Below are 13,907 nucleotides of genomic sequence, written 5' to 3'. Positions count from 1 at the left end.
GACATCGTGCCCTCCATCATCGCCTGCGCGTCGGGCAGTTTCGAGGTGGTGAAATTGCCGGCGCAGCGCAGGGGCAGGTTCAGCCGCCGGGCAAGCTGGCCAATGACCATGCTGCCGATGGCGGGTTCGGGCGTCCCGAACGTGGGGCTGCCGGAGCGCAGGCTCATCGACGACAGGAAATTGCCAAAGACCACCGGCGCGCCGGGGCGTTCAAGCTGCGTCAGCGCGCAACCGGCCAGTGTTTCGGCCAATGCCTGCGCGATGGCGCCCGCGCTGGTGACCGGCCCCATGGCACCGCCGAGGATGAAAGGCACGAGGATGGTGCCCTGTCCCGCCCGCGCATATTCCCGCATGCCACGAGTCATCGTGCCATCCCACACCAGCGGCGAGTTCACGTTGAAATTGCCCATGATCACGCAATTGCGGTCGGCCATATCGGCGCCGAACAGGATGCGCGCCATTTCCACGCTGTCGGCGGCCCGTTCCGCCGCCGTGACCGAACCCAGAAAGGCGCGGTCGGAATATTTGATATGGGCATAGACCATATCGAGATGGCGCTTGTTCACCGGCACGTCGGTCGGTTCGCAGATCGTGCCGCCGGAATGGTGGAACCACGGGGACGACTGCGCCAGTTTGATGAAATTGGTGAAATCCTCGATGGTGCCAAAGCGGCGGCCCCGGTCGAGATCCATCACGAAGGGGCTGCCATAGGCCGGGGCGAAGACCACGTTGCGCCCGCCGATCTGCACATTGTTGGCCGGGTTGCGGGCGTGCTGGGTAAATTCGGCCGGGGCGGTGCGCACGATCTCGCGCAGCATGCCGGGTTCGAACTTCACCGAGACGCCCTCCACCTTCGCCCCGGCACGGCGCCAGAGGTCCAGCGCCTCGGGGTCGTCGCGAAACTCAAGCCCGGTTTCCGCCAGAATGCGGTCGGCGGCGGCCTCGATCTTCAGCAGGTTTTCCTCGCCCATCACGTCATAGGTGGGGATGCCCCGCGTGATGTAGGGCACATGCACGCCGCGCGTGGCACCTGTGCCGCGCTCGCTGCGGCGCATGTCGCGCCCGCCGCTGCGGCGCCGCCCGCGGCCGGACTCGTTCATGTCGGTATTGAGGTCATCCATGATTTCACCTTCGGCAGAGCGTGGGACAGCATGACCTTAAGGCCGCCGCGCGGCAGTTGTGACGAGCAGAAAAAAGGCCCGAGTCGATGATCTGAGGTTATATACCGGCAGCGAATTCGTCGATGATCCAGTCGCGGAAGGCCGCAGCAGCGGGCGAGAGTTCGCGGCCATGCGGTTCCATCAGGTGATAGCGCTCCTCCAGCATCACCCGGCGCCCGCCCACCTGAATCAGACGGCCTTCCACCAGATAGGGGTTGATCAGCGTAGCCCAGCCAATCGCCACACCCTCGCCGTGCAGGGCAGCGTGAATCGTATCGGTGTAATGGTTGAACCGCAGACGGCTGGTATCCGAGGCTTTGGCGATGGCCGGGGATTCCCCCGCCAGCTTGGCCCAGGACCGCCAGGACAGCCAGGCCGGGTCCACCCAATCCGAGGCCAGAAGCGGCATCTTCGCCAGATCGGCGGTGGCCGCCTGCATCCCCAGCCGCGCAAGCAGGCGCGGGCTGCACACGGGGAACACCTCGTCCGCGATGGTGGCAAGACTGCGCGCATCTTCAAAGGGCGGCTTGCCGTAGCGGATCGACAGGTCCAGCCGGTCGCGGCGCAGGTCCGTGATGCTGTCTTCGGCCACCAGGCGCAGTTTGATGTCGGGATAAGCCGCGCGAAACTCGGCCAGACGCGGCAGAAGCCAGAAATGTGTGAAGGCCAGCGTCGCCCCGACGGTGATGCTGTCATGCACGACAGGCTGGCGGATCGTCTCGATCATCTCGGCGATGCGCTGGAACGAGCCGGACAGCACCGAGGACAGCGCCGCACCCTGCGTGGTCAGCACGACCTTGCGATGCGCGCGAACGAAAAGCGCGGTGTTCAGCTCGGCCTCAAGCTGCTTGATCTGCCGACTCACTGCCGCTTGCGTCACCCCCAGTTCCGAGGCCGCACGGGTAAAACTTTCCAGCCGTGCCGCCGCCTCGAAGGTGGTCAATGCGCCAAGCGAGGAAATCGTTCGCCGCAGACTGACCATTTTCGACCTCCTGTCGCGATTTTACGAAACGCATAACTCAGAGTTATCTAAACGTCGAGAATTTTTGCGGTTGAGCGAAAAGCTTCCGCAACGGAACGTCAACGGCACTTACCAGTCGGCGGAACAAGCCGGCAAAAGCAACAGGCCGGGGAGGCGCCTCCCCGGCGCAGGGAGCAAATGATGAAAGCCAGCCTCTTCGTGACATCGGCCGTCCTGGCCACGATTGCCACAGCCCAGACCGCTGCGGCCTGTGGCGATGTGACGATCACCGAAATGAACTGGGCCTCGGCCGGGATCGTGACCGGTGTATCGAAATTCCTTATGGAACAAGGATATGGCTGCAAAGTCACAGTGGTTCCTTCGAACACTGTGCCCGCGCTCGCCTCGGTGGCGGAAACCGGCAAACCGGATATCGTGACCGAACTCTGGCTGAACTCGCTGCCGGAGTACAAGCCGCTGGAGGAAGCGGGCAAAGTCAGGACCGTGGCGCATGTACTGTCCGATGGCGGTGTCGAAGGCTGGTGGATTCCCGATTATCTGGCGGCCGAACATCCTGAGCTGACCAAGATCGACGGTATTCTGGCGCATCCCGACATGGTGGGCGGCGTGTTCAACAACTGCCCCGAAGGCTGGGGCTGCCGGGTGGCCAACGATAACCTGAAGGTTGCCTATGATCTGGCCGGACATGGCGTGACGGTTTTCGACCACGGCTCGGGCGAGACGCTGGCCGCCTCCATCGCCTCAGCCTATGCCGACAAGAAACCGTGGTTCGGCTACTACTGGGCACCGACCGCCGTTCTGGGCAAATATCCGATGGTGAAGGTCGATGTCGGCCCCTATGACGCCGAGGCGCATGTCTGCAACCAGACTGTCGGCTGCGCCAATCCGAAAAAATCGGATTTCCCCAGCGCCGAGGTCGTGACCGCCGTGACCACCGATTTCGCCGCCCGCGAACCCGAAGTCGTCGATCTGATGTCGAAAGTCGCCTTCACCAACCAGCAGATGGGCGAGGTTCTGGCGTGGCAGGAAGAAAACAAGGCCTCGATTGACGAATCCGTGGTGCACTTCCTGATGACCTACCCGGATGTCTGGACGGCATGGGTCAGCCCGGAAGCCAAGGAAAAACTGGCCGCTTTCGCACAGTGACCCTGATCGGGGGGCGGTCTTGCGCCCCCCACCTTCCGGTGAGGACCGATGGCAGCCTATACTCAACTTTTCGATACGCTGGGCCTGCGCGCCTGGTGCGACGCCGGATCGACCGGCGGGCCGATGACCATGGCGCAACTGATGGCCAAGGCGAAGGCGCAATCCGGCGGGGCCGAGGAGGTCGCGTTCTGGTCGCGGCCCTTTCCGTCGCTGGATGTGCTGAATGAAAGCTGCAACGCCATCTGGCGCACGCGCGATCTGACCGCCGCGGTCGAAAGCCTGTTCATGAGCATGAAAGACGGTCTGAAGCTGGTGCTGGACCCGCTGACCCAGCCGCTGAGCTGGGCGCTGACCGGCACGCTGAAGGGCTTTGCTTTCCTGCCCTGGTGGCTGACCATGCTGCTGATCCTGCTGGTGGTGCAGCGCGTGACCCGGTCGCGCGGGCTGACCGCCTTTGTCGGCGCAGCCATGCTGGTTCTGGCCCTCATCAACCATTTCGACGCGGCGATCCAGACCTTCACCATCATCCTCGTCTGCACAGTGATTTCGGTGCTGCTTGGCCTGCCCATCGGCATCCTGATGTCGAAAAACGACCGGGCGCAGAAAGTGGCGCTGCCGGTTCTGGACCTGCTGCAAACCCTGCCGTCCTTCGTGTATCTGATCCCGCTGATCTTCCTGTTCAGTGTGACCGAGCCAAAGCTTTATGGCATCGCCATCATCCTCTACGCCATCGTGCCGATCATCCGGCTGACCGATCTGGGCATCCGTCTGGTCGATCCCGATGTGACCGAGGCCGCCGATGCCTTCGGCATGACCCGCTGGCAGAAGCTGGTGAAGGTCGAGCTGCCTCTGGCCATGCCCAATATCATGGCGGGCCTGAACCAGACCATCATGATGAGCCTCGCTATGGTCGTCATCGCCTCGCTGGTGTCGGCGCCGGGCCTGGGCGTGCTGGTGCTGCGCGGCATCAACAACCTTGAGCTGGGCGTGGGTCTGGTGGCCGGTCTGGGCATCGTGCTGCTGGCCATCATCCTCGACCGGGTGACCAAGACCGCGCTGTCGCGCATGAATGCCGGAGACCAGCAATGAACGCGCCCGCCCCGGTCAAGATTTCGGTCCGCAATCTCTACAAGATTTTCGGGCCACGCCCCGAGGCGGCGCTTGCCGATGTCCGGAAAGGCATGGGCAAGACCGAGCTTCTGGAAAACGGCAAGCATGTGCTGGGCCTTTCCGACATCAACATCGACATGCGGGCGGGGCAGATCACCGTCATCATGGGGCTGTCGGGCTCGGGCAAATCCACGCTGGTGCGCCACCTGAACCGGCTGATCGAACCGACGGCCGGTCAGATCCTGATTGACGGCACCGATGTCACCGGCCTGTCGCCCGAAGGGTTGCGCAGGCTGCGTCAGGACCAGATGACCATGGTGTTCCAGAAATTCGCGCTGCTGCCGCATCGCACGGTTCTGGAAAACGCGGCGCTGGCGCTGGAGGTCAAGGGCGTGCCGCTGTCGGAACGCAGCGCCGAAGCGATGAAATGGCTGGAGCGTGTCGGGCTGGGCAAATTCGCCGACAGCCATCCGCACCGGCTATCGGGCGGGATGCAGCAACGGGTGGGCATTGCCCGCGCGCTGGCCTCCAACGCGCCGATTCTGCTGATGGACGAGGCGTTCTCGGCGCTTGACCCGCTGATCCGCACCGACATGCAGAACCTGCTGCTGCAATTGCAGACAGAACTGCACAAGACCATCATCTTCATCAGTCACGATCTGGACGAGGCGCTGAAGCTGGCGGATCATCTGGTCATCCTGAAGGATGGCTGTGTGGTGCAGCAGGGCGATCCGCAGAGCATCGTGCTGCATCCGCGCGATCCCTACATCGTGGACTTCGTCAGCGACATCAACCGCGCCCGCGTGCTGCGGGTACGGTCGGTGATGACGCCGGGCCTGTCGGACGACATGCCGCCCGAGACGGTGGATACCGAAACCACGCTGGAGGCGCTGATCGCGCTGTCCGATGGCGACACCCATCGCGCCTATACCGTTCTGAACAAGGGCCAGCCCGCCGGGCGGATCGACATGCGCGACGTGGTGCGCGCGCTCGTTCCCAAGGTGGGCTGACCGCCCCGCTTTTCCTCCTCCCCTCCTCTCCCTCCTCCCTTCAGGAAACACCGTCATGCAAGGCGATCTCCTTTCTCTGCTGAATGAACAACGCTCTGGCTTCTCGCTGGCCCGGCCCTTCTATGCCGACCCCGAGGTCTTTGCCGAGGACCTGCGCGCCATCTGGCAGCGCGAATGGATCTTCGCCGCCTCGATCGCGGAATTTCCCAAGACCGGCAGCTATGTGACGCTGCAACTGGGCGCCTATCCGGTGGTCGTGGTGCGTGGTGCGGATGGTGTGATCCGCGCGTTCCACAATGTCTGCCGCCATCGCGGACAGCGCATCTGCTCCAAACCCTCGGGTCAGGCGGCAAAGCTGGTCTGCCCCTACCACCAGTGGACCTATGACCCGGACGGGCGCCTGCTGTGGGCGCGCGACATGGGCACGGATTTCGACGCCTCCAAGCACGGGATGAAGCCGGTGCATTGCACTCAGGCCGCCGGGATGGTGTTTGTCTGTCTGGCCGAGGAAGCGCCGGATTTCGCCGCCGTGCAGGCCGAGGCGGATCGCTATGCCGCGCCGCATGGCATGGCCGACCTTAAGGTCGCCTTCCAGTCGCGCATCGTCGAGGAAGGCAACTGGAAGCTGGTGCTGGAAAACAACCGCGAATGCTATCACTGCGCGGGATCGCATCCGTCGCTCTGCCGCACCTTCAGCGACGACCCCGATCTGGTCGGCGCGGATGACAGCCTGTCCTCGCCCGCCGGTGCCGCCCATGTGAACCGCTGCGAAGAGGCTGGGCTGCCCTCGCGCTATGTCATCGCGCCGAACGATCAGTGGCGTCTGGTGCGCATCCCCTTCGTGGGCGAGGGTGTCAGCTACACCATGGATGGCGCCGCCGCCGCACCGCGCTTGCCGGGCATGCCCTTCGCCAATGCCGGGTCGCTGCTGTTCTTCCACTATCCGAACACCTGGAACCACTTCCTGTCGGATCATGTGCTGAACTTCCGCGTCCTGCCGATCAGCGCCACCCAAACCGAGGTTGTGACCACCTGGCTGGTCCACAAGGATGCCGTGGAAGGGCGTGACTACGATCTGAAACGCCTGACCGAGGTCTGGCTTGCCACCAATGACGAGGATCGCCGCGTGGTCGAGGAAAACCAGATCGGCGTAAGCTCGCCTGCCTATGAACCCGGCCCTTATTCGGCGAAACAGGAAAGCGGCGTGATCCAGTTTGTCGACTGGTATGTCCGCGCGATGATCGCGGCGCAGGCCCCCGGCGGCGCCCGGCTGGCGGCAGAGTAAACCGATGCCGCAGCGCCAGAACTGGACGGCAGAACCCTGGGATGACCACGAGGAGCTTGAATGCGCCATGGTCATCCCCGAAGCGCCCGATTGCGCCACCATCGCCTTCCGCGCCCCTTCCGGGGCGTGGTTCGACTATCAGCCGGGGCAGTTCCTGACGCTGGATCTGCCACTGCCTTCGGGCATGGTCAGCCGGACCTATACCATCTCTTCCTCGCCCTCGCGGCCGCTGTCGCTGTCGATCACCGTCAAGGCGCAGCCGGGGTCCGAAGGCACGCGCTGGCTGATCGACCATCTGAAGCCCGGCATGCGTCTGCGCGCCCATGGCCCGGCGGGGCAGTTCACCTTCCTGCGCCACAAGGCACCGAAATATCTGTTCATTTCGGCAGGATCAGGCATCACCCCGATGATGTCGATGACGATGTGGGCCTGGGATTCGGGCGAAATGCCCGACATCACCTTCGTCCATGCCGCCCGCCGCCCGGCCGAAATCATCTTCCGCCGCAGGCTTGAACAGTTCGCCGCCCGCGTGCCGGGGCTGCAATTGCGCTTCACGGTGGAAGAGGTGGACCCGTTCGAGGTCTGGCCCGGCTATCGCGGGCGGCTCAGCCAGATCATGCTGGGCCTGATGGCGCCGGATTATCTGGAACGTGAGATCTTCTGCTGCGGCCCCGAACCGTTCATGCGGGCGGTGCGCGAGATGCTGGCCTCGCTGGGCTACGACATGGCGCGCTATCACGAGGAAAGCTTTGCTGCCCCCGCGCTGGTCGAACAGCCGGTCGAGACGGTGGAGCTTGGCGGCGCGGCCAGCGTGACCTTCGCGCTATCGGGCAAAACGCTGGGCTGCGACGGCTCGGAAACCGTGCTGACCGTGGCGAAACGCGCCGGGCTGAACATTCCGTCCAGCTGCAACTTTGGCCTTTGCGGCACCTGCAAGGTGAAGAAAACCTCCGGCGAAGTGGTCATGGTGCATAACGGCGGCATCTCGGATGACGAGATTGACGAGGGGCTTATCCTCGCCTGCTGTTCGCACCCGCAGGGTGCCATTACCGTCGAGGTCTGACCGCCTCCTTCATGTGCAGCAAGAAAATTCTTGCTGCACATGTGCTTTTGTGTGCATCAAACATATATTCGCTACACACAAGCCGGACCCTGCCATGCCCGCCCTTTCCCATTCCCGCGCCGCGCAGGTGGCCTATCAGGATCTGCTGCGCCTGCATCTGGAAGAAACCGCCTCAGAACTCATCGGCAGTGTCGAAGAGCGGGTGCGCAACGGGCGCAGTTATCTTTATGACAGGTTCCGCCTCGGGACCGAGATGAAAAGCCGCTATCTGGGCGAAGGCACGCCCGAGTTGCGCGCCCGGCTGGCGCGCGCGGCGGAATTGCGGGCGGGGGCCGGGGCACGCAGGGCTGGGATGACACGGCTTGCCCGGATCCTGCGGGCCGAAGGCTTCATCGCCACCGACCGTGACACCGGCTCCCTGCTGCTTGCCTTTGCGCGGGCCGGGGTGTTCCGGCTGGGTGGCACGCTGGTCGGAACGGCGGCCTATGCGCTTTATCAGGGCGAACTGGGCGTGCGTTTCGATTCAGACGAACTGGCCCAGACCGGCGACATTGATTTCGCCAGTTTCGAACGGCTGTCCGTGGCACTGGGGGACCGGGTGGAGGAAAACCCCGGCGACATCCTTCAGGCGCTGAAATTCGACCCGGTGCCGGGGATGCCGGACCGGCAGGTGTGGAAGTGGCGGCAGAACCGGGGCGAGGCGCTGGTGGAGTTCCTGACCCCGGCTTTCGGCGATGAAACCGTGAAGCCGTTGCCCGCGCTGGGGGTCAGCGCGCAGGCGCTGAACTACCTGAATTACCTGATCGCCGATCCGATCCCGGCCATCGCGCTTTACCGCTCCGGCGTGTTGGTGCAGATCCCCCGGCCCGAGCGGTTCGCCATCCACAAGCTGATCGTCGCAGACCGGCGGCGCGGCGGGGCCGATCAGGCCAAGGCCCGCAAGGATCGCGGCCAGGCGGCTTTCCTGATCGGGATTCTGGCGCAGGACCGGCCGGACGATCTGGCCGAAGCTCTGGCAGAGGCGCAGGCGCGTGGCCCGCGCTGGCGGCAACGGATCGGGGCAAGCCTGTCGCGGATGCCGGACACCGCCGCCATCCTGCGCGATCTTGCGTGACGCTGGCTCAGCGCCGGCTGGCCCAGCGGTCGCGGCTGAGACCATACCAGACCTCACCCTGTTCGGACCCGGCAACCGGAACCGGGGCTGCGGGATACTCCGTCCGCTCATAGGTCATCCCCGTCTTTTCCATGACGCGACGCGAGCCGTGGTTGACCGCCAGTGTGCAGGCGATGATCCGGTCATGGCCCGCATGACCGAACCCCCAGTCAATCAGGGCCATCGCCCCTTCACTGGCCAGCCCCCTGCCCCAGTGATCGCGGCGCAGCCGATAGCCAAGCTCGGCCAGCCCACCACCTTCGGGAAACAGGCCGAACCAGCCGACAAATGCCTCATCCGCGCGACGCCGGGCCGTCCAGACATGCGGTTCGTGACCCCGCGGCATCAGGAAGGTCACCTTGTCCGGGTCCACGCGGCCATGATCGACCGGACCGCCGTTCAGAAATTGCATGACTTCGGCATCCCGCTCCAGCGCGATGAAATCCGGCCCGTCCGCCGGGTGACACGGGCGGAGCGTCAGATTCAACGTGTGCAGGACGGTCATGATGCGGTATCCTGATTGCGCGGGCTGTTCCATAAGACCATCGGGTGCGGCATGGCGCAATGCGGGAAACCGGCTGTCGTCTGGCGGGGCAAGTCTCTGATAACACAGCATGGAAAGCCGTGAATGACCTAACGTAAGGCAGTATTGCCACCAAAATGGGAATGCTTTCTCTTGACCTCGCCCGCTGGCTGAACCAGCAAGGTGCGGCGAACAGAATATAACGAACCCTTCCCTTCCCGGTTTGTAGCTATTGGAGACCCTCGATGTTCAAGCGGCTGGTAATCGCGGTCATTTTGCTGGGGCTGATTGTCGGCGGCATTGTCTGGTTCAAGTACTTCCGGGACGATATGATCGCACAGTATCTCGGCGGCATGGTTCCGCCGCCGGTTCCCGTCAGCACCGAGACGGTCGAGGCCGTCACATGGGAGCCGGGGATCGAGGCGATCGGCACCGCCCTTTCGGCGCGCGGCGTCGATCTCGCCATCGAATCCGGCGGGCTGGTGCGCGCGATCCAGTTCTCCGCCAATGACAAGATTTCGAAAGACCAGCATCTCGTTCAGATCGACGATGACAGCGAGGCTGCTTCGCTGGCCGCCGCGAAAGCGGGGCTGAGCGTCGCGCTGGCCGATGCCAACCGCGCGCATACGCTGTCCGAACGCGGCGTCGGTGCGGCGAATACCGTCGAAAGCGCCGATGCCCAGGTGCAAAGCGCCCGTGCACAGGTCGCCCAGGTGCAGACCGCGCTGGACAGCAAGAAACTGGTGGCGCCCTTCGACGGGGTGATCGGCATTCCGCAGATCGAGGTCGGGCAATATGTGACCCCCGGCACGATCTACGCCACCTTGCAGGATCTGTCGCATATGCGGGTAGATTTCGCCGTGCCGGAACAGCAGATCGCTGATCTGACCATGGGCGGGCCGGTCAGCGTGACCTCCGAGGTCGGCAATTTCAGCGCGAAGGGCAACATCATCGCCATCGAACCGCGCGTCGATTCCAACTCGCGCATGGTTTCGGTCCGGGCCGAGGTGGATAACCCCTCCGGCGAGCTGTATCCGGGCCAGTTCCTGCGCGTGCGTATCGCCCTGCCGAAAGAGGAAGGCGTGATCGCCGTGCCGCAAACGGCCGTCAGTTCCACACTCTACGGGGATTCGATCTATGTGCTGCGGCCGGGAGACACGGCGGAGGAGCAAAAGGTCGAACAGGTGTTCGTTACCATCGGTCGCCGTTCCGGCGCGCGGATCGAAGTGGTCAAGGGCATCGCTGCCGGCGACGAGATCGTGACCTCGGGCCAGAACCGCCTGACCTCGGGCGCACGGGTCAAGGTCGACAATTCGGTGGTGCTTGACGCCCCTGCGGGCGAGTGAGGGCCGAAAGATGAATTTTTCGGAAATCTTCATCCGACGCCCGGTCCTGTCCACCGTCGTCGCCGCACTGATCCTGTTTCTGGGTCTGGTTTCGGTGGTGAACCTGCCGGTTCGCCAGTATCCCGAAGTCGAGGAAACCGTGGTGACCATCACCACAGTCTATCCCGGCGCATCGGCCGATCTGATCCAGGGCTTCGTCACCTCGCCCATCGCCTCGGCGGTGTCGACGACGGAGCATGTCGATTATATCAGCACCGCATCGCGGCCCTCTGCCTCGGTCGTGACGGTACAGATGAAACTGGGCGCCGACCCGGATATCGCCCTGACCGAAGTCATGTCCAAGGTGCAGCAGGTGCGCGGGCAACTGCCGTCGGATGCCGAAGACCCGGTGATCGTGAAAGGCACCGGCCAGACCTTCGCGCTGATGTATCTGGCGGTCCAGAACCCCAACATGACCCCCGAGCAGCTGACCGAATATCTGGAACGCGTGGTCCGTCCGCGCGTGACCAATATCGACGGCGTGGCGCAAATGGAAATCATGGGCGCCTCGGAATATGCCATGCGGATCTGGCTCGATCCGCTGCAACTGGCCGCACGCGGTGTCACCGCCTCCGACGTGCTGGGCGCGATCCGGGCCTCGAACTTCCTGTCGGCGCCAGGCAAGACCGAGAATGAATACTTCATCTACTCGCTGACGCTGGCCTCCACCGTACAGTCGGCCGAAGCTTTCGGCGCGCTGCCGCTGGTGCAGGGCAAGAACGGCACCGTGCGCCTGCGCGACGTGTCACGGATCGAACTGGCCTCGGGCGAGCAGGATGCCATCGTGACCTTCGCGGGCGAGCCGGGCACTTTCATCGGTATCATTCCCGCGCCGGGCGAGAACCAGCTGGATGTCGCCGCCAACGTGCTGGCGGCCCTTCCGGCGCTGAACGACACGCTGCCCAAGGGCATGACCATCAAGCTGGTCTACGATTCCACCGAAACCATCGCCGCCTCCATTCAGGAGGTGTTCAAGACCATTGGCGAGGCCGTGGCCATCGTGGTGGTGGTGATCCTGCTGTTCCTCGGCTCGTTCCGGTCGGTTCTCATGCCCATCGTCACGATCCCGCTGTCGCTGATCGGGGTCTGCGCCATCATGCTGACGCTGGGCTATTCGATCAACCTGCTGACGCTGCTGGCCATGGTGCTGGCCATCGGTCTGGTGGTCGATGACGCCATCGTGGTGGTGGAAAACATCCATCGCCATATTGACGAGGGCCTGTCTCCGGCGCGTGCTGCGATTGTCGGTATGAAGGAAATTACCGGGCCGGTCATCGCCATGACCATCACGCTGGCCGCCGTGCTGGCGCCGCTGGCCTTTACCGGCGGGCTGACCGGGTCGCTGTTCACCGAATTTGCGCTGACGCTGGCCGGGTCGGTCATCCTGTCGGGGATCGTCGCGCTGACCATCACCCCCACGATGTCCGCCCGTCTGCTGAGCCACGATGCCCCGGGCCGCTTCCAGCGCACGGTGGACCGGGTGCTGGGCGGCGTCGCCAACTGGTATGAACGCCGGGTGTCCTCGTCTCTGGATTACCGCCCGGTCACGCTGCTGATGGTGGTGTCGCTGCTGGGGGCCACCGGATTTATGTTCATGAACACCTCCTCCGAACTGGCCCCGGAAGAGGATCAGGGTGCGCTGTTCGCGATCCTGAACGGCCCGCGCTATGCGACACTGGATTATACCGACGCCTTCACCCGCGAGATCGGCAAGCGTACCGCCGACATCCCCGAGGTCGATACTTCGTTCTCGGTCGCCGGGATGGGCGGGGCAGACAATACCGGCTTCTATATCTGGGCGCTGAAGGACTGGTCCGAGCGCAGCCGCAGTCAGGCAGAGATCCAGGCCGAGATCCAGGGCAAACTGGATACGACACCCGGCCTGCAAGGCTATGCCTTCGCCCCGCCGTCGCTGCCCGGTGCCGGGGGTGGCTTGCCGATTTCCATGGTGATCCAGTCGATCCACTCGCCCGACCGCGTGGTCGAGATCGCCGATGAAATCCGCATGAAAGCCATGCAAAGCGGCAAGTTCATCGTGGTGCAGAACAGCCTTGCTTTCGACGCGCCGCAGATCAGCATTACCATTGATCGCGACCGGGCGGCGGAACTGGGCGTGTCGGTCAGCGAGATCGGCAATACGCTGGGCCTGCTGGTCGGCGGCGGGGCCATCGCGCAATTTGACCGCGACTCCAACAGCTATGACGTGATCACGCAGGTGCCGCAGGAGTGGCGGAACAACCCTGAACGGCTGGAACAGTTCTTCGTCCGCTCCTCATCGGGCGAGATGGTACCGCTGTCCTCGGTGGTTTCGCTGCAACCCGGTGTGGCGGCGGCCTCTATCGAGCAGTTCAACCAGCTCAACTCCGCCACGCTTTCCGCCATGCCGATGATCGGTCTGTCCACCGGGGTCGCCCTGGCCGAGCTGGAGCGGATCGCGGGCGAGGTGCTGCCGGACGGGTTCTTTATCGACTATTCCGGCCAGTCGCGGCTGGAAAAGACGGAAGGCAACACCATCCTTCTGGCCTTCGGCGCCGCGCTTATCGTCATCTACATGGTGCTGGCCGCGCAGTTCGAAAGCTTCCGGGATCCGTTCATCATCATGATGTCGGTGCCGCTCTCGATCTTCGGCGCGGTGCTGCCCCTGTTCTTTGGCGTGAGCACGCTGAACATCTACACACAGGTCGGGCTGATCACGCTGATCGGGCTGATTACAAAGCACGGCATCCTGATGGTGGAATTTGCCAACCAGCAGCGTGAGGAACACGGCCTGTCCCGCAAGGAGGCCATCGTGGCCGCCGCCAAGACCCGTCTGCGCCCGATCCTGATGACCACTGCCGCCATGGCACTGGCTGTGGTGCCGCTGATCATCGCGGAAGGTGCGGGGGCTGCGGCACGGCAGGCGATGGGTGTGGTGATCTTCGCCGGTCTGATGATCGGAACGGTCTTCACCCTGTTCGTGGTGCCGATGTTCTATACGCTGATCTCGCGCAGCGACAGCGCCTACCTACTGCACAAGAACGAGGTCACGAAGAAATTCGCCTGACCCTGGCGCAGACTGATATCGACAGGGCGGCGCGGGACACTGCGCCG

The 13,907-nt window shown here is 63.9% G+C and carries 11 protein-coding genes; 8 read left to right on the top strand and 3 right to left on the bottom strand.

Features of this window, described 5'->3' with window-relative positions:
- Window positions 1–1,121, bottom strand: a 1,121-nt coding sequence (locus tag C8N34_RS13115; RefSeq protein WP_108129207.1) for a trimethylamine methyltransferase family protein, incomplete at its 3' end; no start/stop codon positions are given.
- A gap of 97 nt (window positions 1,122–1,218) precedes the next feature.
- Complete coding sequence (locus C8N34_RS13110; protein WP_054302886.1) at window positions 1,219–2,142, bottom strand: LysR substrate-binding domain-containing protein; 924 nt, start codon at window positions 2,140–2,142, stop codon at window positions 1,219–1,221.
- 180 nt (window positions 2,143–2,322) lie between these two features.
- Between C8N34_RS13110 and C8N34_RS13105 the strand changes: the two genes are divergently transcribed.
- From C8N34_RS13105 to C8N34_RS13080, 6 genes are all read left to right on the top strand, one after another.
- Window positions 2,323–3,288, top strand: coding sequence for an ABC transporter substrate-binding protein (locus C8N34_RS13105; RefSeq protein ID WP_054303037.1), 966 nt, complete (start codon window positions 2,323–2,325; stop codon window positions 3,286–3,288).
- Between the two features lie 48 nt (window positions 3,289–3,336).
- A complete protein-coding gene (locus tag C8N34_RS13100; protein WP_108129205.1) occupies window positions 3,337–4,377 on the top strand; it encodes an ABC transporter permease in 1,041 nt (346 codons plus the stop codon).
- A complete protein-coding gene (locus C8N34_RS13095) occupies window positions 4,374–5,408 on the top strand; it encodes a quaternary amine ABC transporter ATP-binding protein (RefSeq protein WP_108129204.1) in 1,035 nt (344 codons plus the stop codon). The genes C8N34_RS13100 and C8N34_RS13095 overlap by 4 nt, the downstream gene beginning before the upstream one ends.
- Before the next feature lie 55 nt (window positions 5,409–5,463).
- Entirely contained in the window at window positions 5,464–6,693 is a 1,230-nt protein-coding gene (locus C8N34_RS13090) for an aromatic ring-hydroxylating oxygenase subunit alpha (protein WP_108129203.1), read from the top strand.
- Between the two features lie 4 nt (window positions 6,694–6,697).
- Window positions 6,698–7,756, top strand: a complete 1,059-nt coding sequence (locus C8N34_RS13085; RefSeq protein ID WP_054302882.1) for an FAD-binding oxidoreductase — start codon at window positions 6,698–6,700, stop codon at window positions 7,754–7,756.
- Between the two features lie 94 nt (window positions 7,757–7,850).
- A complete protein-coding gene (locus tag C8N34_RS13080) occupies window positions 7,851–8,870 on the top strand; it encodes a nucleotidyltransferase family protein (protein ID WP_108129202.1) in 1,020 nt (339 codons plus the stop codon).
- A 7-nt stretch (window positions 8,871–8,877) separates the two neighbouring features.
- On the opposite strand, the gene C8N34_RS13075 is transcribed toward C8N34_RS13080, so the two are convergent.
- Window positions 8,878–9,414: a GNAT family N-acetyltransferase gene (locus C8N34_RS13075; RefSeq protein ID WP_108129201.1), complete on the bottom strand. Its 537-nt coding sequence runs from the start codon at window positions 9,412–9,414 to the stop codon at window positions 8,878–8,880.
- Between the two features lie 263 nt (window positions 9,415–9,677).
- Between C8N34_RS13075 and C8N34_RS13070 the strand changes: the two genes are divergently transcribed.
- Complete coding sequence (locus C8N34_RS13070; RefSeq protein ID WP_054302879.1) at window positions 9,678–10,778, top strand: efflux RND transporter periplasmic adaptor subunit; 1,101 nt, start codon at window positions 9,678–9,680, stop codon at window positions 10,776–10,778.
- 10 nt (window positions 10,779–10,788) lie between these two features.
- Window positions 10,789–13,860, top strand: coding sequence for an efflux RND transporter permease subunit (locus tag C8N34_RS13065; RefSeq protein WP_108129200.1), 3,072 nt, complete (start codon window positions 10,789–10,791; stop codon window positions 13,858–13,860).
- The last annotated feature ends 47 nt before the right edge of the window (window positions 13,861–13,907 follow it).

Source organism: Gemmobacter caeni (genome assembly GCF_003054195.1).
In the GTDB taxonomy this organism is placed as follows: Bacteria; Pseudomonadota; Alphaproteobacteria; order Rhodobacterales; family Rhodobacteraceae; genus Gemmobacter; species Gemmobacter caeni.
The sequence above is the reverse complement of the archived record's forward strand: the minus strand, read 5'-3'. Positions and strand labels throughout refer to the sequence as shown.

Excerpts from the sequence above, each read along its gene's own strand:
- C8N34_RS13090 (WP_108129203.1), top strand. The coding sequence starts at position 5,464 with ATGCAAGGCGATCTCCTTTCTCTGCTGAATGAACAACGCTCTGGCTTC.
- C8N34_RS13070 (WP_054302879.1), top strand. The coding sequence starts at position 9,678 with ATGTTCAAGCGGCTGGTAATCGCGGTCATTTTGCTGGGGCTGATTGTC.
- C8N34_RS13110 (WP_054302886.1), bottom strand. The coding sequence starts at position 2,142 with ATGGTCAGTCTGCGGCGAACGATTTCCTCGCTTGGCGCATTGACCACC.
- C8N34_RS13100 (WP_108129205.1), top strand. The coding sequence starts at position 3,337 with ATGGCAGCCTATACTCAACTTTTCGATACGCTGGGCCTGCGCGCCTGG.
- C8N34_RS13065 (WP_108129200.1), top strand. The coding sequence starts at position 10,789 with ATGAATTTTTCGGAAATCTTCATCCGACGCCCGGTCCTGTCCACCGTC.
- C8N34_RS13105 (WP_054303037.1), top strand. The coding sequence starts at position 2,323 with ATGAAAGCCAGCCTCTTCGTGACATCGGCCGTCCTGGCCACGATTGCC.
- C8N34_RS13085 (WP_054302882.1), top strand. The coding sequence starts at position 6,698 with ATGCCGCAGCGCCAGAACTGGACGGCAGAACCCTGGGATGACCACGAG.
- C8N34_RS13095 (WP_108129204.1), top strand. The coding sequence starts at position 4,374 with ATGAACGCGCCCGCCCCGGTCAAGATTTCGGTCCGCAATCTCTACAAG.
- C8N34_RS13075 (WP_108129201.1), bottom strand. The coding sequence starts at position 9,414 with ATGACCGTCCTGCACACGTTGAATCTGACGCTCCGCCCGTGTCACCCG.
- C8N34_RS13080 (WP_108129202.1), top strand. The coding sequence starts at position 7,851 with ATGCCCGCCCTTTCCCATTCCCGCGCCGCGCAGGTGGCCTATCAGGAT.